The organism is Chromobacterium subtsugae (genome assembly GCF_001676875.1).
GTDB lineage: Bacteria > Pseudomonadota > Gammaproteobacteria > Burkholderiales > Chromobacteriaceae > Chromobacterium > Chromobacterium subtsugae.
In genome coordinates this window covers 234,972-260,535 of record NZ_JYKA01000001.1, presented here as the reverse complement: position 1 = coordinate 260,535, position 25,564 = coordinate 234,972, and the positions used below count along the sequence as shown (strand labels likewise).

The window sequence follows — 25,564 nt, the reverse complement described above, 5'->3', positions numbered from 1 at the left end:
GGCGCGGCGGCTTATTCCTGCTGCGGCGCCACCGGCAGGCGGTTCTCGTTCACCAGCCGCGTCAGCGCCTCCACCACCAGCGGGTCGAACTGGCTGCCGGAGCGGCTGCCGATGTACTTCATCGTGTCTTCCATGCTCCATGGCTCCTTGTACGGGCGCTTGTTGAGCAGCGCGTCGAACACGTCGATCACGGCGACGATGCGGGCCGACAGCGGAATGTCCTGGCCGGCGATCTGGCGCGGGTAGCCCTTGCCGTCGAAGTGTTCGTGGTGGCCGCCGGCGATTTCCGAACCCAGCGACAGATAGCTGGTGCCTTCCACCATTCTGGCCGACTTGTCGAGGATCTGCGCGCCTATGGTGGCGTGCTGCTCCATCACCGCGCGCTCTTCCGGGTCCAGCTTGCCGGGCTTGAGCAGGATGTGGTCGGGGATGGCCACCTTGCCGATGTCGTGCAGGATGCTGGCCATGCCCACCATGTCCATGAACTCGCGCGTCATCAGCTCCGGATAGTGGTTGTGCTCCAGCATCTCCTGGGCGATGGCGTCGGTCAGCTTCTGCACCCTGAGCACGTGGTCGCCGGTGTCGGTGTCGCGGAATTCCGCCAGGTCGGCCAGCGCCACCACGGTGGCTTCCTGGGCGCTGCGCAGCTGGTTGTACAGGTAGAGATTGTCGTAGGCGGCGGAGATGCGCTGGCAGAACACGTCCAGCAGATCGCATTCCACGCTTTCCAGCGGCCATTGCGGCATGAAGTGCACCGCGAATTCGCGGCGGTTGCGCGAGGAGATGTACAGCACGTCGTAAGGATGCTGGAAGATGCTGCGCTTTTCGTGGAACACGCGCTGGATCACCTCGGCCAGCTTGGGCTCGCTGGAGAGGTCGCCGGCTTCGGCCAGGTATTCGTAGGAGCCCGACACCGCCAGTATTTCCAGCTCTGGCCGGCCGCTGTGGTTCTCATTGCGCACGCACAGGATGCCGTCGGTGCCGATGTCCAGCAGCGCGCTGATCTGGCGCAGCACGCCGGAGGCGAATTCGCGCAGCGAGTGCAACTGGTACAGGTCGGACGCGCTTTCCAGTATCTTGGCCAGACCCTGGCGGTTTTTCTCCAGCGACACCATGTTCTCGTAGGCGCGCAGCGAGGCGATGGTGGTGGTGAACAGCTTCTGGGTGGTGAGCTCGGTCTTGGTCTTGTAGTCGTTGATGTCGTAATTGAGGATGACTTCCTGCTCCGGGGCCTGGCCGGGCTGGCCGGTGCGCAGAACGATGCGCACCACGCCGTTGCCCAGGTCGCCGCGGATGCGATGCACCAGCTTGAGGCCGGCATCCTCGCTCTCCATCACCACGTCCAGCATGATCAGCGCGATGTCCGGATGCTGCTGCAGTTGCTGGAAGGCCTCGACGCCGCTGTAGGCGCTGATCAGTTCCAGCGGCCTTTCCTTGTAGCTGATGCCGCGCAGCGCGATGCGGGTGGCGGTGTGCACGTCTTTTTCATCGTCGACGATCAGCACCTTCCACGGCTTGCGCATCTCGGAAGGGCGGACATTGTCTTCGTTGTCATTGTCGTCCAGCAGCCAGTTGTCGTCATCGGGAGGCAATGTCTCGGTGCTCATGCCACATTCTCCTTGTGCTGGACGGTGGGGGCGATGCAGGGCATTTCCAGCGTGAATCGGGTGCCTTGTCCCGGCTCGCTGTGTACCTCGATATTCCCGCCCAGCCTTTGCCTTACGATGTTGTAGACGATGTTGAGGCCGAGGCCGCTGCCGCCGCTGCCGCGCCGGGTGGTGAAGAAGGGCTCGAAAATCCGGCTCAGGTTTTCCGGCGCGATGCCCTTGCCGCTGTCGCTGATGTTCAGCGACACGTGCTGGGCGTCGTTGCGATGGGCCTCGATGACGATATTGCCAGCAATCTCCCCGCCTTCATAGCCGTGCACCAGCGCGTTGACCACCAGATTGGTCAGCACCTGGGCCAGCGCGCCGGGATAGCTGTCGAGCAGGATGTCCTCTTCGCACTGGATGTCTATTCCCACCTTGGTGTGCTTGAAGCGCGGCTTCAGGCTGGTGATCACCTCGTTCAGGTAGTCGTGCAGATGGAAGCTGCGCCTGGCCTCGCTGGTCTGGTCCACCGCCACCTGCTTGAAGCTGTGGATCAGGTTGGCGGCGCGTTCGGAATTGGCCAGTATCAGCTCGCAGCATTCCTGCGCGGTTTCCAGGTAGCTCTGGAAATCGCTCTTCTTGACGTTGCCGCTGTCGAGCTTGCCGGTGATGTGCGAGGTGGCGGTGCCCAGGTGCGAGGCGGCGGTCAGCGTGATGCCGACCGGGGTGTTGATTTCGTGGGCGACGCCGGCCACCAGGCTGCCCAGCGACGCCATCTTTTCCGCCTCCACCAACGTTTCCTGCGTCGCCATCAATTGGCTGTAGGCCAGCTGCGCCTTTTCCTTTTCCTCGCGCGCCACGGCTTCGGCGGCGGTGCGCTTGACCAGGTCGGCGGCGGTGCGAGCGACGATGCGGTTGAAGCCGTTGACGATGGCGCCGATCTCGTCGTCGGCCAGGTGGGTGATCTGCGCGCCGGTGGCGTCCGGCGCGCGGATGGCGGTGTTCAGCGCCTGCTGCAGCCGCGACAGCGGCTGGAAGATGAAGCGCTGCAGATTGAACGACATGATGAAGAAGATCATGCCGTCCAGCAGCACGATCTGGGCGATGATGGTGATCAGGTGCTGGTCTTCCCGCGCGCGCAGCGCGTCGTGCGACAGGTAGACGGTGGCGGTGCCCAGATGCTCCTTGCCCTGGTAAACGATGGGGATGCTGAGCATGTCGTCCACCTTGGGCCGCTCGTTGGGCAGCATGTCGCGCAGGCTGCCGCCGCTGTCGCGGGTCCGGCCCAGGTTGAGGCCGCTTTCGCCCTTGACGTTGATGGCGATCACCGAAGGCCAGCTCAATTCGCTGTCCAGCGCCAAGCGCACGTTCTCGTCGTCCAGCTGCCAGATGCCGTGCGGCAGCGACAAGGACAAACGGGATTGCACCGCGGCGCGCTGAGTCTGGAAGTCGCTCTGGTCTATGCTGTAGTCATGAAGATAGAAATACAGACCCGTGCTGCCCAGAATGGTGGTGATCCACGCCATCAGCCATAACATTAACCTTGTCTTGATGCTTTTCATGGTGCCTGTTTATTCGTGCCCTCAGAATCAATCGTAGGCAGAGCGGGGCGGAATTGCCATGATGGATCCACACTCGGTTTCTTCTGCGTGGCCGGGTTCCCGCCGCGGATGCCGGCATCAGCCGGGACCGTCGGCCACCGGCAGCGGCGGGGCGCGCCGCAAGGGCAGCTTCTGCACGGCCAGGCCGCCCAGGATCAAGGCCAGGCCCAGCAGGGTGGAGGCGAGGATGGCTTCGCCCAATATCAGGTGGATCAGCAGCAGCGACAGCAGCGGCGACAGGAAAATCAGATTGGCGATGCTGGCGGTGCTGCGGGTCAGCTTCATCGCCGACAGCCACAGCACGAAGGTGAAGCCCATCTCCAGCGCGCCGACGTAGGCCGCGCCGGCCAGCCCCTGCCAGGAGGGCGGCGCCAGTTGGCCATGCCAGGCGCACCAGGCCAGGCTCAGCGGCAGGCTGAAGGCGAAGTTGAGCGCCAGGCCCAGCACCGGCTCGCGGCTGTCGCGGGTGTTGAAGATCCAGTAGCCGGCCCACAGCAGCGTCGAGGCCAGCGCCAGCGCCACCCCCAATTGATTGGAAAAATGCAGCGCCAGCAACTGGCCGCGGGTGCCGATGACCAGCACGCCCAGGTAGCAGATCAGCGCGGCGATGGCGTCCAGCGGGTGGAGCTTCTGCTTGAGCAGCGGCACCGCCAGCAGCGTCATGGTCAGCGCCCAGGTGTAGTTGATGGCCTGGGCCTCCTGCGCCGGCAGCAGCGAATAGGCCTGGAACAGCACCAGATAGTAGGCGAAAGGGTTGATCGCGCCGAACAGCAGCGAACTTTTCCAGTGGCGGCGCAGCGTCGCGGCCAGCTCCGGCAGCCGGCCTTGCCAGGCGAGGATGGACAGCAGCGACAGCAGCGAAGCGCCGCTGGCGTACAGCACCAGCTGCATCGGGCTGAGGTGTTGCAGGCTGAGCTTGAAGGCGCTGGCGACGGTGGACCAGGCCAGGACGGCGGCGAGGCCGAAGGCGTAGGCTTTTTTCTGTGACGACAAATCGGGTCTCCGCGGATGGGGTGCCCGATCCATCTTAAACATAAACCGCCGGCGCCGGCAAAACGGCGTCGGCGCGGTTTAGCCGCCGGCCAGCATGCGGTTCAGCGCCTGGCTGATCCGGGCGGGGGTGGCGGAGGCGGTCAGGCCGATCGGGCCGCCGTTTTCCCGGCGGTAGCCGTCGCCGGCGAGGCCGTGCGCGTGAACGGCCAGCGCGGCGGCCTCGAAGGGCGGCAGGCCCTGGGCCAGCAGCGCGGCGATCAGGCCGGTCAGCACATCGCCTTGTCCGGCGGCGGCCAGTTCCGGCCCGCCGCTGGCGTTGAGCTGGTAATGGCCGTCGGGGCGGGCGATCAGGCTGCCGGCGCCCTTGAGCACCGCCACGCAGCGGTAGCGCGCGGCCAGCGCCCTGGCATGGCCGACGCGGTCGCGCTGCACCGCGGCGGTGTCGGTCTGCAGCAGGCGGGCGGCTTCGGCAGGATGCGGCGTCAGCACGGCGGGGGATGCGCGGCGGCGGAGGCGTTCGGCGGCATCCGCATCGCCGGCGAGCAGGTTGAGCGCGTCGGCGTCCAGCACCAGCGGCTGCGGCAGCGCCGCGACCTGCCGCAGCAGTTTGCCGGCCAGTTCCTGCTGGCCTAGGCCCGGGCCGAAGGCGATCACGTCGGCGGCCGGCAGCTCGGGCGTTTCGTCCAGCGGGCGCATCATCAGTTCCGGCGCGACCGGGTCCACCGGCAGCCTGTCGTCCAGCGGGCACAGATAGACCTTGCCGGCGCCGCCTTGCAGCGCGCTGCGGCCGGCCAGCAGCGCGGCGCCTAGCATGCCGGGCGCGCCGCCTATCACCGCCACCGAGCCGAAGCTGCCCTTGTGGCTGTCGCGCCGGCGCGCGAGGCCGGCGGCGCTAGGGGCGTTGAGCGCGCCTTCCGCGGCGGGGAACAGCTGCCGCGGGCAGTCCAGCTCAGCCAGCTCCACCACGCCGGCCAGGTCGGCGCCGTCGCCGCAGAACAGGCCTGGCTTGTGGCACAGGAAAGTCAGCGTATGGTCGGCGCGGATGGCGGGGCCGGCCGCCCGACCGGTGTAGGCGTCCAGGCCGCTGGGGCAGTCCAGCGCGAGCGTGGGGCAGCCCAGCGCGTTGAGCCGCTCCATGCGCCGGCCCCAGTCCTCATCCAGCGGCCGGCTGAGGCCGATGCCGAACAGCCCGTCGATCAGCCATGCCGGCGGCGGGTAGCCGCCCGGCAACTCCGACAGCAGCGCCACGCCCGCCGCCCGTACCGCGCGCAGCGCGGCCAGGCTGTCGGCGCCGGTTGGCGCGACGGGCAGCAGGATGTCTATCAGATAGCCGCGGCGACGCAGTTCCAGCGCCGCGTACAGCGCGTCGCCGCCGTTGTTGCCGGGGCCGGCGCAGACCAGCAGCCGCGAGCCGGGCGCGGCATGGCGGCCCATCCAGTCGGCGGCGGCCAGCGCCGCGCGCCGCATCAGCTGCAGGCCGGCGGCGTTGGCGGCGCGCTCCAGCCGGCGCAGCGCGTCCAGGCTCAGGATGGGCTGCGAGGTCATGGCGCGGCTTCTCCCCAGCGCGGCGTCAGTTCGTGCGCCACGCCCAGTTGATCCAGGATGCGGGCGACGACGAAGTCCACCATGTCGTCCACGCTCTGGGGGTGCGTATAGAAGCCCGGCGCCGGCGGCAGGATCACCGCGCCCATCCGGGCCAGCTCCAGCATGTTTTCCAGGTGGATCACCGACAGCGGCGTCTCGCGCGGCACCAGCACCAGCTTGCGCTGCTCCTTGATGCAGACGTCGGCGGCGCGTTCGATCAGATTGTCGCTCATGCCGTGGCGGATGGCGGCCAGCGTGCCCATCGAGCACGGGCACACCACCATCGCGTCCGGCGGGTTGGAGCCGGACGCCGCCGGCGCGAACCATTCCTCGCGGCCGTACACGTCGAGCAGGGTGGGGTCGGCCGCATGGCGCTGCAGCAGCCAGGCCTTCATTTCGGCCGGGCGCGAGGGCAGGGTGATCTGCATTTCCTGCTTGGCCACCACCTGGGCGGCCTGCGAGTACAGCACCCAGGTGCGGATGCCGGCGGCGAGCAGGGTTTCGATCAGGCGCAGGCCGTAGGGCAGGCCGGAGGCGCCGGTGAGGGCGACGGTGATGGTTTTGGGACGGGACATCGGCAGCGTTCTCCAGCGGGCGCGCGGGGCCCGCGTCGGGCAAGCGCGGGACGGCGGGGCCGCCCCGGCGGATCAGGGTTCGCGGTACAGCTGGCGGTGGCGCACCAGCACTTGCCTGTCGGCGAAGGCGCGCGCCAGGTTTTCGATGATGTAGACCGAGCGGTGCTGGCCGCCGGTGCAGCCGACCGCCACCGTCAGGTAGCTGCGGTTTTCCTTGCCGTAGCAGGGCAGCCATTTGGCCACCATCGCTTCGATGTCGGCGATCATTTCGGCGACTTCGCCGTGTTTGGCGAAGAAGTCGATGATGGGTTGGTCGCGGCCGGTGAACGGGCGCAGCTGCGGGTCGTAATAGGGGTTGGGCAGGCAGCGCGCGTCGAACACGAAGTCGGCGTCCTGCGGCAGGCCGTGCTTGAAGCCGAACGACTCGAAGATCAGCATCAGCCGGCTGCCGTCGGCGTCCACCAGTTCGCGGACCCAGCTGCGCAGCGCGTTGGCCGACAGTTCGCTGGTGTCGATGCGGGTGCCGAGCTCGGGCACTTCGGCCAGCATTTCCTGCTCCAGCCGTATGCTTTCCTCCACCGTGATGCCGGCGCCGGACAGCGGGTGGCGGCGGCGGGTCTCGGAGAAGCGCTTGACCAGGGTTTCCGTCCGGGCTTCGAGGAACAGCAGGCGCACGTCGATGTTCTGCGCGCGCATCCGCGCGACCGCGTCGGGCAGCGCGCCCAGCGACGGGCCGGAACGGGTGTCGACGCTGATGGCGATTTGTTCGTAGCCGAAATCGGCGTACAGCGACATCGCCTCGGGCAGCATGGTGGCCGGCAGGTTGTCGACGCAGTAGAAGCCGGAATCCTCCAGCGCGCGCAGCGCCACCGACTTGCCGGAGCCGGACAGGCCGCTAATCAATATCAGGCGCATTTTCCTGGTCTCGCAAGAAGTTGGTGTGGCGTTCGATGAATTCGCGGGTGCTGTCTATGCCGCGCAACTGCAGGATGTAATTGCGCACAGCCGCTTCCACCAGCACCGCCAGGTTGCGGCCGGCGGCCACCGGCAGCACCACTTTGCGCACGGTGACGCCGATGATGTCCTGGGTTTCCGACTGGATGTTGAGCCGGTCCAGCGCCTGCATCGCCTGGTCGTTGGCCTTGACCAGGTGGATGATCAGCTTCAGCACTTTTTTCGGCCGCACCGCGGTTTCGCCGAAGATGGTGCGGATATTGAGGATGCCGAGGCCGCGCACTTCGAGGAAGTCGCGCAGCAGCGGCGGGCAGCGGCCTTCCAGCGTGTCCGGGCCGATGCGGTACAGCTCCACCGCGTCGTCGGCCACCATGCCGTGGCCGCGGGAGATCAGCTCCAGCGCCAGTTCGCTCTTGCCCATCGCCGAATCGCCCATGATCAGCACGCCGATCTCGAACACGTCGAGAAACACGCCGTGCAGCACGGTGGACACCGCCAGCGCGCGCGCCAGATAAATGCGCAGCACGTCCATCAGGTACGGGCTTTCCAGCGAGCTGCACATCAGCGGCACGTTGTGGCTGTGGCAGTAGTCGCGCAGCAGCCGCGGCACCGGCTGGTTGTTGGCCACCATCACCACCGACATGCTCTTGTGGAACAGCTGGTCCAGCGCGGTCTTGGCGGCCGACTGCTCCAGCTTGTTCAGGTAGTCGACCTCGGCCAGGCCCAGCACCTGCACCCGGTTCGGGTGGATGAAGTTCAGGTGGCCAACCAGCGCCAGCGTAGGCCGCTGGTCGTCGTTGCCGATGACATTGTCCGAGCCGCCGGTGCCGGCGACCCAGGTCAGGTTGAGCTTCTGCTGGTTTTCCTGATACAGCCTGCGTACGGTGATGCTAGGCATGGGGGGCCCACTCGCTGAGGAGCTGGTAAAGTTCATCGCGCATCTTGATGCTCAGCATCTGTTCGCGCATCTGGCGGCTGGAGAACAATTGGGCCAATTCGGAGAGCACCTGCAAGTGCAGATCGGTGGCGTGTTCCGGCACCAGCAGCACGAACAGGCATTGCACCGGCTTGCCGTCCGGCGCGTCGAAGGGAATGGGCGCCTTCAGCCGGATGAACACGCCGGTGGCCTCCTTCAGGCCGCGGGCGCGGCCGTGGGGAATGGCCACGCCTTGACCCAGGCCGGTGGAGCCCAGTTTTTCGCGGCTGAACAAGCTGTCGAAGATTTCGCTGCGGGCGATGCCGCGGGTGTTTTCCACCAGCAGGCCCACCTGTTCGAATACCCGCTTCTTGCTGGAGACGTCCAGATCCAGCAATACATGGTCCGGAGTCAGGATCTTGCCGATGAGATTCATATTGGATTATGCATGCGGCTCTTGGATAAACCCGGAATTCTACGTTGCCTTGATAGTACTGAAAACCGGCAAGCGCAAAGAAAAACGGGAACCGGATGGTTCCCGTGGCTTTCTTCAGGCGGTCACAGCGAGGCTTGAGAAACTTCGCCGGAGCTCTGCGCCCGGTGTTCGGTGAGCTTTTCCTTGTACTTCAGAACCTGGCGGTCCAGCTTGTCCATCAGCAGGTCGATGGCGGCGTAGAGGTCGGCCTCGGAGGCTTCGAGGTGGAGGTCCTTGCCGGACAGGTGGACGTTGACTTCGGCCTTCTGGACCAGCTTGTCTACCGACAGGGTGACGGAGATGTCGATCACGTGGTCGACGTGGCGGGTGATGCGCTCCAGTTTGCTTTCGATGTATTCGCGCAGCGACGGGGTAACTTCCAGGTGCAGACCGGTTACTTTGAGGTTCATACCCTAGCTCCTTCTGGTGTTGGCCGCCCGGTCGGGTTGTCGGGCGGCATGTATTCCCCAAGGCTTGCTACAGAGCCTTGCGCAGATTCACCGCCGGAATCTGCATGGCTTCACGATACTTGGCTACGGTGCGTCTGGCAACCTGAATTCCCTGCTTGCCTAACGCATCGGCGATGGCGCTGTCCGACAGCGGCTTGCCGCTGTCCTCGCTGTCTATCATGCCGCGTATGCGAGCCTTGATGGCGGTGGCGGAGCACTCGCCTCCACTATCGGTTTCCAGCGCGCTGCCGAAGAAATACTTGAGCTCGAACAGGCCGCGCGGGCAGAGCAGGTATTTCTGGCTGGTGGAGCGGGAAACCGTGGATTCGTGCAGGCCCAGCTCATCCGCGATGTCGCGCAGGATCAGCGGCCGCATCGCCACTTCGCCGTGTTCAAAGAACGATTGTTGCCTGTCAACGATAGCTTCCGCCACTTTCAGGATGGTGTCAAATCGCTGCTGGATGTTCTTCACCAGCCAGCGGGCCTCCTGCAGGCGGCCGGCCATTTCGCCCGCCTGGCCGCGGCTGTCGGCCAGCATGCGCTCGTAGAGGCGGTTGACCCGCAGCCTGGGCATGGCGGAGCGGTTCAGTTCGGCCACCCAGCGGCCGCGCCGCTTGCGCACGCTGATGTCCGGAATCACGTAATGGACGTCGCCGTGGCTGAAGCCGGTGGCGGGGTGGGGGTTGAGGCGGGCGATCAGCGCCTGGGCGGCGCGCAGCTCGGCGTCGCCGCAGCCCAGCGCTTTCTTCAGCTTGGCGTAGTCGCGGCCGCCCAGCAGCGCCAGGTGCTCGCGCGCGATGGCCAGCGCCAGCGCCCGGCCGGGCTCGTCCGCGGCCAGCCGCTGCAGTTGCAGCAGCAGCGATTCGGCCAGCGAGCGCGCGCCGACGCCGGCGGGATCGAATTGCTGCAGCAGCTTGAGGCCCACCGCCAGCTCGTCGCTTTCCAGCTCCAGCTCCAGCGGCAGGTGGCTGGCCAGTTCGTCCAGGCTGAGCGGCAGGTAGCCGTCGTCGTCCAGCTCTTCGATCAGCAGCCGGACGATGGCCAGATCGCGGCCGGCCAGCGCGATTTCGCCCAGTTGCGCCAGCAGGTGCTCGCGCAGGCTGACCTGGCACGGCACGTTGAGCATGGGGTCGTAGTCGTCGTCGCCGCCCTGGCGGCTGCCGGCGCCCCATTCCAGCAGTTCGCCGCCGGCGCCGTCGTCATGGCTGTCCGGCGCCTCGTCGGCGGCGGTTTCGCGGCAGTCCTGGCCTTCGGGCGCGGCTTCGGCGTCGCGCGGCTCGTCGCCGCGCTCCAGCAGCGGATTGTCCAGCAGGAAGCGTTCCACCTCGGTTTGCAGATCCAGCGTGGACAGCTGCAGCAGTTTGATCGATTGCTGCAGCTGCGGCGTCAGCGTCAGCTGTTGCGATACCTTGAGCTGAAGGGCCTGTTTCATCGCTTACAGGTGGAAATGCTCGCCGAGGTAGACCTCGCGCACTCTTTCGTTGTTGACCAGCTCTTCCGGCTCGCCGGAGGCCAGCACCGAGCCGTCGCTGATGATGTAGGCGCGGTCGCAGATGCGCAGCGTTTCGCGGACATTGTGGTCGGTGATCAGCACGCCGATGCCGCGGCCCTTCAGGAAGGAGATGATCTTCTGGATGTCGATCACCGCGATCGGATCGACGCCGGCGAACGGCTCGTCCAGCAGGATGAAGCGCGGGCGGGTGGCCAGCACGCGGGCGATTTCCACCCGGCGCCGCTCGCCGCCGGACAGCGACAAGGCGTTGCTGTCGCGCAGGTGGGCGATGTTGAGATCGTCCAGCAGCAGGTCCAGCTCTTTTTCCAGCTCCTTGCCCTTGCGGCCGGAGATCTCCAGGATGGACGCGATGTTTTCCTCCACCGTCATGCGGCGGAAGATCGATGCTTCCTGCGGCAGATAGCCGAGGCCCAGCTGCGCGCGCTGGTGGATCGGGTAGCGGGTGATGGAAGCGTCGTCCAGCCTGATGTCGCCGTCGTCGGCGCCGACCAGGCCGACGATCATGTAAAAACTGGTGGTTTTGCCGGCGCCGTTGGGGCCGAGCAGGCCGACGACTTCGCCGCTTTCGATCTGCAGGGACACATCCTTGACCACAGTGCGCTTCTTGAAGCGCTTCTTCAGGCGGGAGATGGTGAGTACGCTGTGCTTCATGTTCATGGTTTGGCGGCTCCGGCCGGCTTGGCCGCCGCGGGCTGCGAGGCTGCGTTCTTGGGCTGCAGGATCACGGTGGTGCGGCCCTTGCCGGCATTGCCGGCGCCGCCGCCCTGCACCTGATAGGTTTCGCTGCGGGTGTCGTAGCTGATCACGTTGCCGATGGCGAGATCGCCGTTGCGCTTGACGCGGGCGTTGCCGGTGAGCACGGCCAAGTGGCCGGCGCTGCTGTAGTCGAGCTTGCTGGCCTGGCCCTCCACCCAGCCGCCGTTGTTGTCCATCTTCTGGCGGAAGGTGACGATGCGGCCGGTGGCCTGCAGCGTCTGGTTGCCTTGCTTGTCCTGGGTGGCTACCACCTTGTCGGCGTTCAGCCGCAGGGTGCCCTGGATCACCACCACATTGCCTTCGCAGGTGGATACGCCTTTGATCTGGTCCATGGTGCAGCCGTTGTCGCTGGTGATTTCCATGGGCTTGGTGCTGTCGGCCTGTTCGGCGTGCGTCAGGGCGGAAGCCGCCAGCAGCAGGCTGGCCAGCAGGATGCGGGTCTTATTTGGCATAGATGATCTTGGTGGTGGACAGCAGGTTGAGCAGGCCCAGCGGTTGCTGGTAGACGAAGCCGATGGAGTGGGCCACCGACTTGCCATGGTAGACCACCGACGGCGCCTTGGTGCTGGCGATGTGCTTGGCGGAGTCCACCAGCATCACGCTGCTTTCCAGCCGGGTTTCGGGCTGCTTGCTGTCTGCGGGTTTGATCAGGGTGACTTTCTTGTCGAAGAAAGCCTGCTGGTTCTTGTTGTTGTAGCGGCCGGACTCGCCGAAGACGTGGTATTGCAGCGCCCCTTGCTGGTATTGGTACAGGTCGGGGTTTTCGAAATAGGCGTCCGGTTTGCTCGGATACTGCCACATGCGGGTGGCGATCAGCCGGTCGGCGATCTTGCCTTGCAGGTCGAAATGGGTGGCGACCAGGTTTTCCGCCACGTATTCGGGCTTGTCCGGGTCCAGCTCGCGGTGGCGGGTGTCCCAGCGCGAAATCTGGTCCAGCCACAGGGTGAGCATGGCGGTGAGGCCGATCAGCAGCACGGGGAACAGCCGGTGGGAGCGCAATAGCCGCATCATGCCAAGTACCTGGCGACCACGGCGTCGAAACTGCCCTGCGCCTGCATGATCAATTCCGCCAGTTCGCGCACCGCGCCGTGGCCGCCCGGGTTGCCGGTCACGTAATGGCAGTGCTGGCGCACTTGCGGCGGCGCTTCCGGCACGGCGACGGCCAGGCCGACGCGGGTGAGGATGGGCAGGTCGATCAGATCGTCGCCGATGAACGCGCACTCGTCGGCGCTAAAGCCGGTTTTTTGCAAGAGGTCGGCCAGCGCTTCGCCCTTGTCGTGGACGCCGCCGTAGTAGTGGTCGATCTTCAGTGCGCGGGCGCGGTGCTCGACGCAGCGGTCGGCGCGGCCGGAAATGATGGCCAGCTGCACGCCGGTGCTCTGCAGCAGGCGCAGCCCCAGGCCGTCCTGCACGTAGAACGATTTGCTCTCTTCGCCCTGGGCGTTGTAGTAGATGCGGCCGTCGGTCATCACGCCGTCCACATCCATGATCAGCAGTTTCACCTTGCGGGCCTGCTCGGAAATCATTCGCATTGCTTGGTCCTTGCTGCCGGCCGCCGGATCGGGCGGCGCGGCGGAATCAAAATACGCCGGCCTGCAGCAGGTCGTGCATGTGCAGCACCCCGCTGAGCTTGCCTGCGGCGTCCACCACCACCAGGCTGGTGATCTGGTTCTGCTTCATCACGAAGCCGGCCTCGGCGGCCAGCTTGCCGGCCTGGATGGTGCGCGGCGAGCGGCCCATCACCTCGTCTATCTTCAGGCTGTAGACGTCGGCCGAGCGCTCCAGCGTGCGGCGCAGGTCGCCGTCGGTGTAGATGCCGCGCAGGGTGTCGTCGGCGTCGCAGACGGTGACCATCCCCAGCCGCTTCTGCGACATTTCCAGCAGCGCGTCCTTCAGCAGCGTGCCGGGCGCCACGCGGGGCAGGGCGTCGCCGCTGTGCATCAGGTCGGCGACGTGCACCAGCAGGCGCCGGCCCAGGCTGCCGCCGGGGTGGGACAAGGCGAAGTCGCTTTGGCTGAAGCCGCGGACCTCCATCAGCGTGACGGCCAGCGCGTCGCCCAAGGCGATCTGTACCGTGGTGCTGGTGGTCGGCGCCAGGTTCAGCGGGCAGGCCTCGCGCTCGACATGGGTGTGCAGCAGGATGTCGGCGGCCTGGGACAGCGACGACTCCGATCGGCCGGTGATGGCGATCAGCCGGCTGCCTTTCAGCTTCAGCGCCGGCAGCAGCGACACCACTTCGCCGGATTCGCCGGAGTTCGACAGCGCGATCACGATGTCGTCGCCGGTGATCATGCCCAGATCGCCGTGCGCGGCCTCGGCCGGATGGACGAAGAAGGCCGGCGTGCCGGTGCTGGCCAGCGTGGCGGCGATCTTGCGGCCCACATGGCCGGACTTGCCCATGCCGGTGACGATGACGCGGCCCGGGCAGGCCAGGATGGCGTCGACCGCGGCCAGGAAATCGCCGTTCAGGCGTTCGGCCAGGGTGACGAGCGCGGCGGCTTCGGTTTGCAGAACCTCGCGCGCCATCTCCAGGCGGCTGGTGGAGTGTGTTTTTTCCATAAGGCAAAAGTATATCAAAGGTTATAATCGATTGACGCGCGAGCTGGTGCAACTTTTGCTTGGCCGTCGCATTTTCCCCGCTTTCCGTCCATCTGATGTCCATTCCCGGGAGACCCAGCCGCCGATGCATTCCATGGCCCCCATCGTTATCGTCCTGTTGGCCGCAGTGTTGGCGGTAACCCTGTGCCGCAGCCTGAAAGTCCCGCCGATGCTGGGTTACCTGGTAGTGGGCTTCCTGGCCGGACCAGGCGTGGCCAGCCTGATACCGCAAGGCAAGGAAACCGCCTTTCTGGGCGAGATCGGCATCGTGTTCATGATGTTCACCATCGGCCTGGAATTTTCGCTGCCCAGGCTGAAGGCGATGCGGCAGCTGGTGTTCGGCGTCGGTTTCGCCCAAGTGGCTGTGACCATGCTGCTGGTGGCCGCGGCCATCGCCTATCTGACCGGCAGCCCGCTGACTGGTTTCGCGCTGGGCGGCGCGCTGGCGATGTCGTCCACCGCCATCGTCAGCAAGCTATTGACCGAGCGGCTGGAGTTGAACCAGCCGCACGGCCAGCTGGCGATAGGGGTGCTGCTGTTCCAGGACATCGCCGTGGTGCCCTTGCTGATTCTGCTGCCCGCCTTCGCCGGCCATAGCGAGACCTTGTGGCTGGATCTGGGCAAGGCGGCATTGAAGGTGGCGCTGGTGCTGGCGCTGCTGCTGTTTTTCGGCCAGCGGCTGCTGCGGCCGTGGTTCCATCTGGTGGCGCGCCAGCGCTCCGGCGAATTGTTCATGATCAACGTGCTGCTGGTGACGCTGGGCGTGGCCTGGCTGACCGAGCTGTCCGGCCTCAGCCTGGCGCTGGGCGCCTTCGTCGCCGGCATGCTGATCTCGGAAACCGAATACCGCTATCAGGTGGAGGAGGACATCAAGCCGTTCCGCGACATCCTGCTGGGCTTCTTCTTCATCACCGTGGGCATGCGGCTGGAGCTGTCGGTGCTGTTCAACCGCTTCGGCGAAGTGCTGATGCTGCTGGCGCTGCTGCTGCCGCTGAAGCTGGCGGTGGTGTTCGGCCTGGGCCGCTTGTTCGGCCACCGCGCCAATGATGCGATGCGTTCGGCGCTGGCGCTGGCGCAGGGCGGCGAGTTCGGTTTCGTGCTGCTGGCGCTGGCGATGGACCTGCAGCTGGTGGCCACGCCGATGGCCCAGGCGGCCATCGCCGCCATCCTGATCTCCATGTTGATCGCGCCTTTCTTGATCATGCACGGCGAGCGCATCACCCGGCGGCTGGTGAAGCAGGACTGGATGCTGCAGTCGCTGGATCTGCACCAGATGCTGGTGGCGAGCATGAGCAAGAGCGAGCACGTGCTGATCTGCGGCTACGGCCGCAGCGGCCAGGCGCTGGCGCGGCTGCTGGAGGCGGAGAGCATCAATATGTTCGCGCTGGACATGGATCCGGAGCGGGTGCGCGAGGCCGGCGAGGCCGGCGATCCGGTGGTGTTTGGCGACGCCGGCAAGAAAGAGGTGCTGATCGCCGCCGGCCTGATGCGGGCGCGGGTGGTGGTGGTGACCTTCGCCGACACCCATGCGGCGCTGCGCATTCTGCACGCGGTGCGAGAGGTGAGGCCGGAATTGCCGGTGATCGTCCGCACCATAGACGACAGCGAGATGGATGTGCTGCGCCAGGCCGGCGCCGACGAGGTGGTGGCCGAGGTGATGGAGGGCAGCCTGATGCTGGCCTCGCAGGCGCTGATGGAGGCCGGCGTGCCGCCCAGCCGCGTGCTGCGGCGCATCCGCGCGGTGCGCGAGGAGCGCTACGATCTGTTCCGCGGCTTTTTCCGCGGCAGCAGCGACGAGGTGGAAAGCCTGGACGAGGCGCTGGTGCCGCGCTTGCTCAGCATCCAGGTGTGCGGCGGCGCCGCCGCCATCGGCCATCCGCTGGGCGCGCTGAAGCTGGAGGCGCTGGGAGTGGAGGTGAAGGCCATCCGCCGCCATCGGCCATCCGCTGGGCGCGCTGAAGCTGGAGGCGCTGGGAGTGGAGGTGAAGGCCATCCGCCGCCATCGGGTGCGCCGCACCGACTTCGACGCCAGCTTCGAGATCGGCGCCGACGATGTGCTGGTGCTGCTGGGCACGCCGGAGCAACTGGCGCTGGCGGAGTCGAGGATTCTGCAGGGCGATTGAGCGTGGCATGAAAAAGCCCCGGCAAGCCGGGGCTTTTCTTTGGCGCCGTCTGGCGCTCAGGGCAGAATGGTGGTGATCTGCTTCTGCAGTTGCTGCTTCAGCGCCTGCTTTTTCTCGCCCTCGGTCTTCTTGCCCTTCACCATCGCGTTGAAATCCAGCGCGTACACCGGCGCGTTGATCGGGCCGGTGATCTTCAGCGGCACGTTGACGCCCTTGAGCTGGGCAAACTCCTGCGGATTGGCCTGCACGTCCATCGTGTAGTCGACGATGCTCTGTTTCAGGTCTATCTTGCCACCGCCGTTCACGTTCACCAGCTGCGAGGCCAGCTTCAGGTCCTGGTTGCGGGCGATGCCCTTGTCCAGCTTGAAGCTGGTCGACAGCGTGGAGAAGGTGGTCTTCTGGTCGTTCTGCGCGGCGCTGTTCCATTCCTTCAGCTCCGCCGGCAGGTTCTTCAGCGCCGCCACCAGGTCGATGCCGGTGAGCGCGCCGTTGTTCAGGCTGAAGGCGGCGTCGCCGCTGAGGGTGTTGCGCAGGTCGGCGAAGGATTTGCCGTCGGCGCTGATGTCTATCTTGCCGTTGCCCTTGCCGTCCAGCCGGCCGAAATTGAACAGGTCCACCAGCAGCGGGCGGATCTTCATCCCCTGCAGCGTCTGCTTGACCTGCAGGCGCGGCACGTCGCGGCGGCTGAGCGAGGCGTCGCCCTGCAGGCGGCCGTCGTAGATGTCGGCCGACATCTGGTCCAGCTCCAGCGCGCGCGGATTGATGCGGACGTTGCTGCTGATGTGGTTGATGCGGAAGCGGCCCATCGCCAGCTCGCCTATCGCCACCTTGCCGTTGAGGTCGAAGAAATCCAGCCAATCGAGCGGAATCTCGTTGGTGTTCTGGAAGATGGCCACCGGGTCGCCCTGGCTTTCCGGCAGGTAGCGGTTGAGGTCGAGCTTGCCTATGGTCAGCGTGGCCTCGTGGCGCGGTTTGATCAGGCCGTATTGGCTGAGGGTGGCCGACACGTCGGAGCCGTCCAGCTTGCCGGCCACGCGCAGATTGAAGCGCGGCTCGTCGATGTCGCCGTCCAGCGAGCCTTCCATGCTGGTGACCAGCTTGCCGCGCGGCAGCGCCGGGGTGGCGATGGTGCTGGTCAGCTTCAATGGCTGCATCAGCAGCTGGTTCATGCCGGCCAGCGAGAACGGCGCGTTGAGCTTGACGTTGACCTTGGTGCTGCCGGCCAGCCAGTTGAATTCGCCGTCCAGCTTGTCGGCGTACAGGCCGCCCTCGCTCAGCTTGAGGTTTTCCAACTGCGCCTGCAGCTGGTACTGGCTGCGGGCGTAGATCAACTTGGCGCTCAGGCTGCCGGAGGGCATGGCCAGCTCGTGCAGGCTGGCGTTGATCTGCGGCAGCGCGAGCTTCACTTCGCTGCTGGGCCTGTCGCTGCTGAACGACACGGTGACGTCGCTGCCGGTGGCCTGCAGCGAGGCGAAGTTGAGCTTGTACTGGCCGGTGACGCTGAGCTTGGTCTCGCCCAGGCCCTGGATGTTGCTGATCGCCACCGCCTCCAGCTGCGGCAGGCTGACCTGGTCGTCCTGGATGGCCAGCGGCGTGTTCAGCGCCAGCCGCACCGGGCGCTTGTCGTCGTCGAGAATGGCGCCGGCGCTGACGCTGGCGGTGCTGCGCAGATCGTCGGCGTCCAGGCTGATGCTGGACAGGCGCTTGTCGGTGTGGGTGGGCTGGTCGGACAGCAGCAGCGTGCCTTCGCGGATGCGCAACTGGTCCAGCTTGATGCTGTAGGCGCCTGGGCTGCGGCGCTGGAACAGGTCGGAAATATTCAGTTGGCCGTCCAGCCCGCGCGTGATGCTGGCGCTGGGGCCGTATAGCTCCACCGCCTTGATTTCGCGGTTGCCGAACAGCAGCGGCATCCAGGCCAGCGACACGCGCAATAGTTCCACCCGGGCGAAAACGGCGGGCTTGCCGGGTTCGCTGATGCTGACTTTTTCTATGTCTATGCCGGGATAGGGGAAAACGGAGGGAGTGATGCGGCCATCGATATGGACGGCGCGGCCTGTGTCGTTCAGGGCGTGGGTCAGCGCGCCGCGCACGGCGGCTTCGTCGAATTGCCAGTAGATCAATGCGCGGATCAATACCAGCAGCAAAACCACGGCCAGCGAGCCGTAAGTCGCGATTCTTAGCCACAGCCGGCCTGAGTTCAATTTCATAGGAGATCGCTCGGAGAGGCTATGCATGGAGTATTTGGAGACGGGTAGTCGGAAGCCTGTGGAGCGGGTGAAGGGAATCGAACCCTCGTCGTAAGCTTGGGAAGCTTCTGCTCTACCATTGAGCTACACCCGCGCGCTTCGCTAGAGCCCCCGAATTTAGCGGGTTTCGCCGGGGTTGGCAAGGTTTTGCGGCGCAACAAAAGCCCGGACGGCAGGGGTGGCGGCAAAGGCTTGCGGCGCGAAAATCCTAAGTGATTGATACGAAATGGACTTGGCGGGCCGCGATGGCGCTGGCGATTGCTTTCGCATGCGCCGGCAAGTTTATCCCAAAGGCATGCTGTGGCGCGGTGAAATGCGCCTGGGGCAGCGGGGCCGGCCGGCGGCGGGGTGCGCGATTTCCGTCTGCGGCGGCCAGGGGCGCGGCGCGGAGAGTGCGGGTTTGCTCTTGCGGCGGGTGCTGGTGTCGGGGCGGGGCCGATAGTCGCCGATCGCAGCCGCCGCGTAAAGTCGCCGCAGCCGGGGCTTAGCCATATTTTTACCAGCGCGCCATTGATGACATTGTGTTTTTTCAGGCTTATGCTAGCGCATCCGCCAGCCGGCTCGTTGGCGTGGCATGGCGGAGCGAAAACTAGAAAGCGGCATTTGAGGATAGCGGGTGATCAAAATCGCCGCGGCGATGGCGTCGCGGCGGCCAGCGGGGAGACGGGTTTCAGGAAACGGACGAGATGGTTTCAAACAATTCGCAAATGAGTCGAATCGCGCGCCGGCCTTGGCTGGCGGCATTGTCGGGGCTGGCGCTGGCCATTCTCCCGCATGGCGGCGCGCATGCCGCCGAGCCGCTGCAGCCGTACCGCGGGGAGTTGAAGTGCCAGGCGCGGGAGATGGACGATATCTGGCTGGACCAGCGTCTCGCCTGCGTTTCTCCCGGGCAGAAGTTCATCGTCAATGCCGCCGGGGCCAGCGGCGCGGCTCGCGACGTGGCTTTTGTTGTGAACGAGGCGATCTACGACAAGAATTTTTATCCTATCCAGGATCGCAAGGTGCGCTACTACCAGTCATTCCTGTGCGTGCGCAATGCGCCGGCGGACATCCGGCCGCTGTTTCTGTCGGGCGACCTCGCCAATGCGCTCAAACTGAGCAATCTGGATCAAAAGCCGGAAGGCGTGGGTCCGACCTCGGTGAATATCGCCGGCGGCGACCGCGACGGCTGGGAGGCGACGCCGTGCGATCCGGCGCGCCATCCGCTGATCGTCGACTACCGCACCGGCGCGGTGGTGTCGGTCAACCCGGCGGCGCTGGCCGGCCTGCGGATTTACCAGTTGCCCGGCCGCTGAGCCGTCGGTCTCATTTCGGCGCGGCGGACATGTCTTCGGGGCGCAGCCAGGCGGATTTGAAATCGAACCAGCCCAGGCTGTTGAGGCGGAAATCTTCTATCTGGCCAGGGCCGTTCAGCCTCAGCCAGTTGTGGAACAGCGGCAGCAGCCAATGCGTTTGCACCACCGCGGCGGCCAGGCCCTGGGCGTTTTCGCTTCCTTGGCGCCAGCCGTCCAGCCAGCCGTCCAGCGGCAGTTCGGGCGCCAGGCAGCCGCGCAGCAGCGGGGTGCCCAGCAGCCAGGCGGGAATGGCGTAGTCGGTGGCGCGGGTGAAGTTGACCGAACCCAGCCATAGTTCGGCTTCGCCGCGGCCCTGCTCCCAGTCGCCATAGCTGTATTTTCGGCATTCCAGCTCCACGCCGAAGGGACGCAGGCAGCGCGCGATGGCGTCGGCGATCAACTGGTATTCCGGGTGCTGTTCATAAAAAGCCAGCCGCAGCCGGGAAAACGGCGTCCGGGTCGGCGCGGCTGCAGGTTTGGCATGATGCCAGCGCGGCAGCAGGCCGGAGGCGGCCACCCAATATTGTCGGACCGCTGGCGCGGTTTGTTGCATGATGGCCAGCGGCGCCAGCACGTGGGCCAGCCACTGGCGGGCCTGGCTGTCGCGCATGGCCGGCGCGCGGCCGTCGCACAGCAGGAAATAGACGCCGGCCTCCAGCGACATCTCGGTTTGCGGACGGACGGGCTGCGGATTGATTTCCACCGTCAAATCGCAAAGGCCGGGCCCGCCGGGCTCCAGTTCGTCGCCCAGCTTGGGCATCATCCAGATATCCACCTGATCCAGCAGCGCGCGGTAGCCGAAGTAGTCGTCGAAGGCCTGCAGCGACAGCCGGTGCGCGTCGTTGGCCGCGACGCGGTAGGGGCCGGTGCCCACCGGGTGCGAGGCGAAGCCGGGGTGCTTGTCATGATCGGCCGGCAGGATCAGCGCCGCGCTGTCGGCCAGCAGCCAGGGCAGCCAGCGATCGGGCCGCTCCAGCTCCAGCGCCAGGCTGTGCGGCGCCAGGCGGCGGATGCCGCGCAAATGGGAAAACAGCGGCCAGCGCCGCAGCCGTTGCAAGGTGGCGGCGATGTCGTCCTGCGTCAGTTCGCGGCCATCGTGCCAGCGCACCGCCGGGCGCAGGTGGAAATGCCACTCGGCGTCGCCATGCTGTTGCCAATGATGCGCCAAGTCGCCTTCTACTTCCCCTTTTTCCTCGTTTATCCGTGTCAGGCCGTTGAAGATCTGGCTTACCAGGTGGCGTTCGGAGCGCCGCAGCGGCGTGCCCGGATACAGATTGGGCATCGGCCGGTAATAGGGCACGCCCAGCACCTGGCGGTCCTGGCTCCAGCGCCGGCCCAGCCTGGCCAGCAGAATGGGCGCCAATTGCCGGGGATCGCCGCCCAGCAGCGCCGCGGCCTGTTCCACGCGCCCTTGCTCCAACAGCTGCGCCGCTTGGTTTTGCCGCAATTGCTCCAGGCTTTGCGCGAAGCGCAGCAGCGAGCGCTGGCCGCGGCCGGCGCGCGACTGCCAGTCCAGCCAGCCCAGCTGCTGCATTTGCGCCAGCAGGCTGCGCATATGGCGACGGGTGCAGGGCAGGATGTCCGCCAGCTGTTGCAGCGAGGCGGCGGCGTCCTGGCCGCCGAAGTGCTGGTGCAGGCGGCGGTATTGCTGCAGAAGGCGGGGGGTTGGCATAAAAGAGGAAATTTATTTGGTTAAGTTCAGCAATTTTTTCTTCATGTTATCAGCGTGACAATAGCGGCTCCACTGCAAGGAGTCCAGCATGAACGCCGATGATCTCGCCCGTTATTACCAAGACTATCTGTCGCGCCAACCATCCCGCTTCGGAGTCTCGCCGCTGCGGGCGCTGGCCCAGCTGCGCGAAGTGATGCAATGGCCGCAGGAGGCGGCGGCCGCGGAGAAAAAAAGCGGCCGGGAGAGCCCGGCCGGAACGAGGGAACAAGAGAAACGCGGCGGCCCGCGGCTGCGGGCCGGTTGAGGCTTATTTCAGGTAGGGCAGGTAGGGCGCCTCGTCGCGGATGGCGTAGGTTTTGCCGTTCAGGCCCACCGTGTAATGGCTGGGGCCGGAGATCGGCAGGTAGTACACCACGTCCAGCGTCACGCTCTGGCCGGCCGCCAGGCTCTGCCAACTGGGCAGCTTCACCGACACGCGGTTGAAGTCGCCCTTCAGGCCGCCGACATTGCTGCCGCTGTGGCCGGTGCTGATCACCTTGAGTCCGAAACCGGACTGGTCGGCGATATTGGCCGGGGCCGAGGTCGGCACGTCGAACTGGAACTCGGTGCCGCCGGGCAGCGTGGTTTGCGAACGGTTGACGATGGTGAGCTTGGGGTTGATCGGATAGTTGTTGTCGCCCAGCGCGAAGTTGCCCAGGCTGAAGCCGACATCGATGGCCGCAGTCGGAGCCGGCGCGGCGTCGGCGCGGCGGGCGCTGACCTTGGCCGGCTGGCTGAAGGTGTTGTACAGCAGGTTGGTCAGGGTGTTGCCGATGAAGTATTCGCCCTGGCCGCCGTTGCGCTGCGCGTTCCAGTCGTAGTCGCCGGCCAGCTCCCAGAACATCACGCCCCCGATGTTGTTGGCGTCGATCCAGGCCGCCTTCTGCGCGATGGACTGTTCGTCCTCGGTGGACAGGAACACGTTCTTGCTGGCGTTCCACAGCCACGGCGCGGTCAGGGTGGCGTTGTAGTTGCGCTGGTAGCTGCCGGTGAGCTGGTTGATCGGCTGGCTGGTGTCGATGCCGTAGGACGCGAGGTAGCTGCCGGCTATGCCTTTTTCCAGGTTCTTGGCGTGCCACATCGGATTGGAGCCGCCCGGGATCTCCTTGCCGTTGTCGTCCAGATCATGCCAGATGTTGTCGATGCCCACCGCGCCGTCGCCGCACTCCGTCAGGCCGGTCGGGCAGTTGCTGCCCACTGCGCTGCCCCACAGGCCGTTGCTGCCGCCGGTGACGTTTTTCCAGCCGCGGGTGTAGTAGGGCACGCCCATGTTGACGCGCGAAGCCGGCAAGCCGCCGCGGTAGTAATGGTAGGCCCAGTCGGTGTTGAGGTAGCCGATATTGCCGTACTGCGCGGTGCCGTAGACGTTCCAGAACGTCAGTTCGGCGTCCTTGCCGTCGTCGTACAGCGCGGCGTTGGGGCCGACGAAGCGGTTCCAGGCACCGTGCAGGTCATACGACATCACGTTGACGAAGTCCAGGTACTTCAAGCCCTGGAAGGTTTCCATGCCGCGCAGCAGGTAGCCGGAGGCTGGTACCGCGGCGGTGATCTGGTAGTAATGGCCGTCCTGGGCGGCGGCGCGGTCCAGCCGGTCGCGCAGCGTTTGCAGCAGCGCCACATAGCCCTTGGTCAGCGAGCCGAGGCGGGCGTTGGAGAAGCTCCAGTCCAGCGGATTGCCGGCGTTGCTCATCGAGGTCGGGTATTCGAAATCGATGTCGACGCCGTCGAAGCCGTACTTGCGCAGGAAGGCGACGGCAGAGTCGGAGAAGGCGTTGATGCCGGCCTGGTTGACGGTGCCGTCGGCGTTGACGGTCATGCTGTAGAAGCCGCCGCTGGCCACGCGCTTGCCGCTGGCGTCGAAATAGCCGCCGGTTTCGGCCCAGCCGCCCACCGAGATCAGCGTCTTCACGCCCGGGTATTTGCGCTTGTACTGGGTCAACAGGTTGAAATGGCCTTTGTAGGGCAGGCTGGCGTCCATCTCGGCGCCGGCCACGCCCGGCCATGTCATGTCGGTGGCTGGATTGCCGGCGGCGCTGTCGTTGACCGACAGCTGATTGTTGCCGTCGACATGGGCGAAGGCGTAGTTGATGTGGGTGAGCTTGCCCCAGGGAATATTGTTCACCAGATAGGCCGGGCTGCCGTCCTTGCCGGTGCGCCAGCTGGTGAAGTAGCCGATGATGCGGCGGCGGCTGCCGTTGGCCAGTTGTTCCGCGCCGCCCTGCTTGTAGGCCGCGCAGTAGGGCACGTCGACGCTGGGGGTCTGCGCCAGCGCTTCGGGGCGGCACAGCGCGTTGCCGGTGGGGGCGGGCACTTGCACCAGCGGTGGGTCGGGTGGCGGATTGGGATTGCCGCCGCCGCACTGGCCGATCAGCTGCCACGGGCTGGCGTCGCCGGCGGCCGGGGTGTTGCCCTGCGTCCACCATTTGGCCTGCCAGGTCTGGTTCTGGTAGCTGACGCGCTGGCCGCCGGTGTAGACGGTGGCCGCGCTCCAGGCGGGATCGGTGCAGGTGGCGTCGGCGGTCTTGACCAGCCACGACGCTTGCGTCGGCTGGAAGGGGCTGCCGGTGACGGCGCCGTGGCTGGCCAGCAAGGCGGCGCCGCCCAGCGCGCCGGCGGCCAACCCGCCTTTCAGGAACATCAGGGTTTTGCTCACGCTTTCCTCCTGTTCTAAGTGTGGGTGAGGCTGTGAAAGATACGGCTAGTTGTATTTAAGTGGTATTAACAAATGGAATGTAGCGGTTAGGATTAAAAATGCCCCTGTTCTTTTTGTCAGGGCGAAAGCGGGATGAAACAGCCGATTTGACGGCTTTGCTTAAGAAGGGGATTGGGAGACAAGGACTTGCGGAGAATGCTGCATTGCGGCGAAAGCGCTGGCGGCAAGGACGAATTCACGCAGAATTGGGGTGGAAAATGCGGGAGTGGCGCTGGAAAAGTGTGGCGCGTTTGCGTCAAGTTACCGCGCGGCGGCGGCGGACGGGAGCGGGTAGGCACGCGTTGGCGGCGCATCGAACAGACCAGATGCAGACCATCCGGGCGCGCCGCCAGCGCGCGTCAATGGCGCGGCGCCGCCGGGTGGTGGCTGGGCGTGGGCAGAAAGCCCTGGCTAAGCAGGTGCCAGGCCAGCCAGGCCAGCGCCAGCGCGCCGATGACGGCCGCCGCCAGCACCAGCGCCTTGAGCGGCGGGCTGAGGCTGGCATCGTCGTCGCCTGCTTCCTCGTCTATCGCCGCGGGCTGGCGCGGCTGGAGGACAGCCGCGCTTTCCTCTAGCGCCGCCGCGGCGGGCGTTTCGGCGCAGGCGGCGGGCGGTGCGGCTGCGGCTATGGCCGGTTCGGGCGGCGCGATGGGAGAGGGCGATGGCTCGCCGGCGATGCCGGCCTCGCCCAGCATGGCCAGGCGGCGGGTGAGCGGGGCCAGCAGCTGCAGCGGCGGCAACGCGGGCAGGCGCTGCCGTTGTTCGCGGATGATGCGGCTTTCCACCAGCACGAAGACCGTAGCGAGCAGCGGCACCGCGATCTGCAGCGCCGGCGCTTGCGCGGCGACCCAGTCGTTCCACAAGGGGTCGCTCACCGCCAGGCTGCCGGCCAGCCAGCCCAGCACCGCCGCGCCGGCCGGGATCAGCAGCGGATAGTCGTCCATCAGCCGCGACAGCAGCAGGCTGCCGTACATCAAGAGCGGCACGCTCAGCAGCAGGCCGAACAGCAGGAACAGCAGGCTGCCCTGGGCGGCGGCGGCCAGCGCCACCACATTGTCCAGGCTCAGCGCCAGGTCGGCGCTGACCACCAGCGTCACCGCGTTCCATAGCTGCCGGCTGTGGCCGGCCTGTTCCGCCAGCCGCGCGCCGTCGTCGTCCGCGCTGTCGTCGCCCAGCAGCAGCTGGATGGCGATCGCCAGCAGGACGGCGGCGCCGATCAGCTTGAGCGTCGGCACCATCAGCAGCACGCCGGTGAGCGCGGTGAGCAGCAGGCGCAGCGCGATGGCGAAGCCGGTGCCCCACAGCACTGCGCGGCGGCGCAGCTCCTGCGGCAGCGCGCGGCAGGCCAGCGCAATCACCAGCGCGTTGTCGCCGCTGAGGATCAGGTCCAGAAACGAGACCTGGAAAGTCAGGCCGAAGGCGTGGGCGAGGCTGTCGGGTTCCATGGATTCATCC

22 protein-coding genes and 1 tRNA gene are annotated in these 25,564 nt (G+C 66.2%); 3 read left to right on the top strand and 20 right to left on the bottom strand.

Translation table 11 applies throughout. The features are described from left to right. Nucleotides 1-11 precede the first annotated feature (11 nt). From MY55_RS01240 to MY55_RS01170, 15 genes are all read right to left on the bottom strand, one after another. Nucleotides 12-1,607: a DUF3369 domain-containing protein gene (locus MY55_RS01240; RefSeq protein ID WP_043574462.1), complete on the bottom strand. Its 1,596-nt coding sequence runs from the start codon at nucleotides 1,605-1,607 to the stop codon at nucleotides 12-14. Continuing rightward, nucleotides 1,604-3,151, bottom strand: a complete 1,548-nt coding sequence (locus tag MY55_RS01235) for a sensor histidine kinase (protein WP_065201861.1) — start codon at nucleotides 3,149-3,151, stop codon at nucleotides 1,604-1,606. Before MY55_RS01235 ends, MY55_RS01240 begins: the two co-directional genes overlap by 4 nt. Before the next feature lie 117 nt (nucleotides 3,152-3,268). After that, nucleotides 3,269-4,183: a DMT family transporter gene (locus MY55_RS01230; RefSeq protein ID WP_065201860.1), complete on the bottom strand. Its 915-nt coding sequence runs from the start codon at nucleotides 4,181-4,183 to the stop codon at nucleotides 3,269-3,271. Between the two features lie 78 nt (nucleotides 4,184-4,261). After that, on the bottom strand, nucleotides 4,262-5,728 hold the full coding sequence (locus MY55_RS01225) for an NAD(P)H-hydrate dehydratase (protein ID WP_065201859.1): 1,467 nt from the start codon (nucleotides 5,726-5,728) through the stop codon (nucleotides 4,262-4,264). Further along, on the bottom strand, nucleotides 5,725-6,342 hold the full coding sequence (locus MY55_RS01220; RefSeq protein WP_065201858.1) for a flavin prenyltransferase UbiX: 618 nt from the start codon (nucleotides 6,340-6,342) through the stop codon (nucleotides 5,725-5,727). The genes MY55_RS01225 and MY55_RS01220 overlap by 4 nt, the downstream gene beginning before the upstream one ends. A 72-nt stretch (nucleotides 6,343-6,414) precedes the next feature. After that, complete coding sequence (rapZ, locus tag MY55_RS01215; RefSeq protein WP_043574474.1) at nucleotides 6,415-7,257, bottom strand: RNase adapter RapZ; 843 nt, start codon at nucleotides 7,255-7,257, stop codon at nucleotides 6,415-6,417. After that, nucleotides 7,238-8,194 carry an HPr(Ser) kinase/phosphatase gene (gene hprK, locus MY55_RS01210; RefSeq protein ID WP_043574476.1) on the bottom strand — a complete coding sequence of 319 codons (957 nt, stop codon included), beginning with the start codon at nucleotides 8,192-8,194 and terminating at the stop codon, nucleotides 7,238-7,240. The genes rapZ and hprK overlap by 20 nt, the downstream gene beginning before the upstream one ends. Continuing rightward, a complete protein-coding gene (ptsN, locus tag MY55_RS01205; RefSeq protein ID WP_043574478.1) occupies nucleotides 8,187-8,648 on the bottom strand; it encodes a PTS IIA-like nitrogen regulatory protein PtsN in 462 nt (153 codons plus the stop codon). Before ptsN ends, hprK begins: the two co-directional genes overlap by 8 nt. A gap of 122 nt (nucleotides 8,649-8,770) precedes the next feature. Further along, nucleotides 8,771-9,097, bottom strand: a complete 327-nt coding sequence (hpf, locus tag MY55_RS01200) for a ribosome hibernation-promoting factor, HPF/YfiA family (protein WP_043574480.1) — start codon at nucleotides 9,095-9,097, stop codon at nucleotides 8,771-8,773. Between the two features lie 67 nt (nucleotides 9,098-9,164). Further along, nucleotides 9,165-10,568, bottom strand: a complete 1,404-nt coding sequence (locus MY55_RS01195) for an RNA polymerase factor sigma-54 (protein WP_065201857.1) — start codon at nucleotides 10,566-10,568, stop codon at nucleotides 9,165-9,167. Between the two features lie 3 nt (nucleotides 10,569-10,571). Further along, nucleotides 10,572-11,300, bottom strand: coding sequence for an LPS export ABC transporter ATP-binding protein (gene lptB, locus MY55_RS01190; protein ID WP_081284603.1), 729 nt, complete (start codon nucleotides 11,298-11,300; stop codon nucleotides 10,572-10,574). A 2-nt stretch (nucleotides 11,301-11,302) separates the two neighbouring features. Then, nucleotides 11,303-11,857, bottom strand: a complete 555-nt coding sequence (gene lptA, locus MY55_RS01185; RefSeq protein ID WP_043574488.1) for a lipopolysaccharide transport periplasmic protein LptA — start codon at nucleotides 11,855-11,857, stop codon at nucleotides 11,303-11,305. Then, a complete protein-coding gene (gene lptC, locus MY55_RS01180) occupies nucleotides 11,847-12,416 on the bottom strand; it encodes an LPS export ABC transporter periplasmic protein LptC (RefSeq protein ID WP_043574491.1) in 570 nt (189 codons plus the stop codon). Before lptC ends, lptA begins: the two co-directional genes overlap by 11 nt. Then, nucleotides 12,413-12,937 carry a KdsC family phosphatase gene (locus MY55_RS01175; RefSeq protein ID WP_047236967.1) on the bottom strand — a complete coding sequence of 175 codons (525 nt, stop codon included), beginning with the start codon at nucleotides 12,935-12,937 and terminating at the stop codon, nucleotides 12,413-12,415. Before MY55_RS01175 ends, lptC begins: the two co-directional genes overlap by 4 nt. Before the next feature lie 46 nt (nucleotides 12,938-12,983). Continuing rightward, nucleotides 12,984-13,964: a KpsF/GutQ family sugar-phosphate isomerase gene (locus tag MY55_RS01170; protein WP_043574495.1), complete on the bottom strand. Its 981-nt coding sequence runs from the start codon at nucleotides 13,962-13,964 to the stop codon at nucleotides 12,984-12,986. A gap of 133 nt (nucleotides 13,965-14,097) precedes the next feature. Between MY55_RS01170 and MY55_RS01165 the strand changes: the two genes are divergently transcribed. Further along, nucleotides 14,098-16,137 carry a cation:proton antiporter gene (locus MY55_RS01165; RefSeq protein ID WP_425266084.1) on the top strand — a complete coding sequence of 680 codons (2,040 nt, stop codon included), beginning with the start codon at nucleotides 14,098-14,100 and terminating at the stop codon, nucleotides 16,135-16,137. Between the two features lie 45 nt (nucleotides 16,138-16,182). Here the strand turns inward: MY55_RS01165 and MY55_RS01160 are convergent, their stop codons facing one another. Further along, nucleotides 16,183-18,333: an AsmA family protein gene (locus tag MY55_RS01160; protein ID WP_043574500.1), complete on the bottom strand. Its 2,151-nt coding sequence runs from the start codon at nucleotides 18,331-18,333 to the stop codon at nucleotides 16,183-16,185. A gap of 59 nt (nucleotides 18,334-18,392) precedes the next feature. Continuing rightward, nucleotides 18,393-18,466, bottom strand: a tRNA-Gly gene (locus MY55_RS01155). 613 nt (nucleotides 18,467-19,079) lie between these two features. On the opposite strand from MY55_RS01155, the gene MY55_RS01145 reads away from it, so the two are divergent. Further along, nucleotides 19,080-19,667, top strand: coding sequence for a hypothetical protein (locus MY55_RS01145; RefSeq protein WP_047248686.1), 588 nt, complete (start codon nucleotides 19,080-19,082; stop codon nucleotides 19,665-19,667). 10 nt (nucleotides 19,668-19,677) lie between these two features. On the opposite strand, the gene sgrR is transcribed toward MY55_RS01145, so the two are convergent. Next, complete coding sequence (gene sgrR / locus MY55_RS01140; RefSeq protein WP_047237794.1) at nucleotides 19,678-21,378, bottom strand: HTH-type transcriptional regulator SgrR; 1,701 nt, start codon at nucleotides 21,376-21,378, stop codon at nucleotides 19,678-19,680. An 88-nt stretch (nucleotides 21,379-21,466) separates the two neighbouring features. Here sgrR and MY55_RS01135 point away from each other — a divergent pair, with 88 nt between their 5' ends. Further along, nucleotides 21,467-21,682 (top strand): hypothetical protein, encoded by a 216-nt coding sequence (locus MY55_RS01135; RefSeq protein ID WP_043574508.1) that lies wholly within the window; start codon nucleotides 21,467-21,469, stop codon nucleotides 21,680-21,682. A gap of 3 nt (nucleotides 21,683-21,685) precedes the next feature. Here the strand turns inward: MY55_RS01135 and MY55_RS01130 are convergent, their stop codons facing one another. Then, the gene (locus MY55_RS01130; RefSeq protein WP_047237793.1) at nucleotides 21,686-24,070 is read right to left on the bottom strand and encodes a chitinase C-terminal domain-containing protein; all 2,385 of its coding nucleotides are present in this window, start codon (nucleotides 24,068-24,070) and stop codon (nucleotides 21,686-21,688) included. Between the two features lie 398 nt (nucleotides 24,071-24,468). Then, nucleotides 24,469-25,554 carry a YjbE family putative metal transport protein gene (locus MY55_RS01125; protein ID WP_065201854.1) on the bottom strand — a complete coding sequence of 362 codons (1,086 nt, stop codon included), beginning with the start codon at nucleotides 25,552-25,554 and terminating at the stop codon, nucleotides 24,469-24,471. Between the last annotated feature and the right edge of the window lie 10 nt (nucleotides 25,555-25,564).

Bases quoted from the DNA above. Each gene is read 5' to 3' on its own strand.
- lptC (WP_043574491.1), bottom strand. From the start codon at position 12,416: ATGATGCGGCTATTGCGCTCCCACCGGCTGTTCCCCGTGCTGCTGATC.
- MY55_RS01225 (WP_065201859.1), bottom strand. From the start codon at position 5,728: ATGACCTCGCAGCCCATCCTGAGCCTGGACGCGCTGCGCCGGCTGGAG.
- MY55_RS01145 (WP_047248686.1), top strand. From the start codon at position 19,080: ATGAGTCGAATCGCGCGCCGGCCTTGGCTGGCGGCATTGTCGGGGCTG.
- MY55_RS01160 (WP_043574500.1), bottom strand. From the start codon at position 18,333: ATGAAATTGAACTCAGGCCGGCTGTGGCTAAGAATCGCGACTTACGGC.
- lptB (WP_081284603.1), bottom strand. From the start codon at position 11,300: ATGAAGCACAGCGTACTCACCATCTCCCGCCTGAAGAAGCGCTTCAAG.
- MY55_RS01235 (WP_065201861.1), bottom strand. From the start codon at position 3,151: ATGAAAAGCATCAAGACAAGGTTAATGTTATGGCTGATGGCGTGGATC.
- MY55_RS01240 (WP_043574462.1), bottom strand. From the start codon at position 1,607: ATGAGCACCGAGACATTGCCTCCCGATGACGACAACTGGCTGCTGGAC.
- MY55_RS01135 (WP_043574508.1), top strand. From the start codon at position 21,467: ATGAACGCCGATGATCTCGCCCGTTATTACCAAGACTATCTGTCGCGC.
- MY55_RS01175 (WP_047236967.1), bottom strand. From the start codon at position 12,937: ATGCGAATGATTTCCGAGCAGGCCCGCAAGGTGAAACTGCTGATCATG.
- rapZ (WP_043574474.1), bottom strand. From the start codon at position 7,257: ATGCGCCTGATATTGATTAGCGGCCTGTCCGGCTCCGGCAAGTCGGTG.
- MY55_RS01125 (WP_065201854.1), bottom strand. From the start codon at position 25,554: ATGGAACCCGACAGCCTCGCCCACGCCTTCGGCCTGACTTTCCAGGTC.
- hpf (WP_043574480.1), bottom strand. From the start codon at position 9,097: ATGAACCTCAAAGTAACCGGTCTGCACCTGGAAGTTACCCCGTCGCTG.
- lptA (WP_043574488.1), bottom strand. From the start codon at position 11,857: ATGCCAAATAAGACCCGCATCCTGCTGGCCAGCCTGCTGCTGGCGGCT.
- hprK (WP_043574476.1), bottom strand. From the start codon at position 8,194: ATGCCTAGCATCACCGTACGCAGGCTGTATCAGGAAAACCAGCAGAAG.
- MY55_RS01195 (WP_065201857.1), bottom strand. From the start codon at position 10,568: ATGAAACAGGCCCTTCAGCTCAAGGTATCGCAACAGCTGACGCTGACG.
- MY55_RS01165 (WP_425266084.1), top strand. From the start codon at position 14,098: ATGGCCCCCATCGTTATCGTCCTGTTGGCCGCAGTGTTGGCGGTAACC.
- MY55_RS01170 (WP_043574495.1), bottom strand. From the start codon at position 13,964: ATGGAAAAAACACACTCCACCAGCCGCCTGGAGATGGCGCGCGAGGTT.
- ptsN (WP_043574478.1), bottom strand. From the start codon at position 8,648: ATGAATCTCATCGGCAAGATCCTGACTCCGGACCATGTATTGCTGGAT.
- sgrR (WP_047237794.1), bottom strand. From the start codon at position 21,378: ATGCCAACCCCCCGCCTTCTGCAGCAATACCGCCGCCTGCACCAGCAC.
- MY55_RS01220 (WP_065201858.1), bottom strand. From the start codon at position 6,342: ATGTCCCGTCCCAAAACCATCACCGTCGCCCTCACCGGCGCCTCCGGC.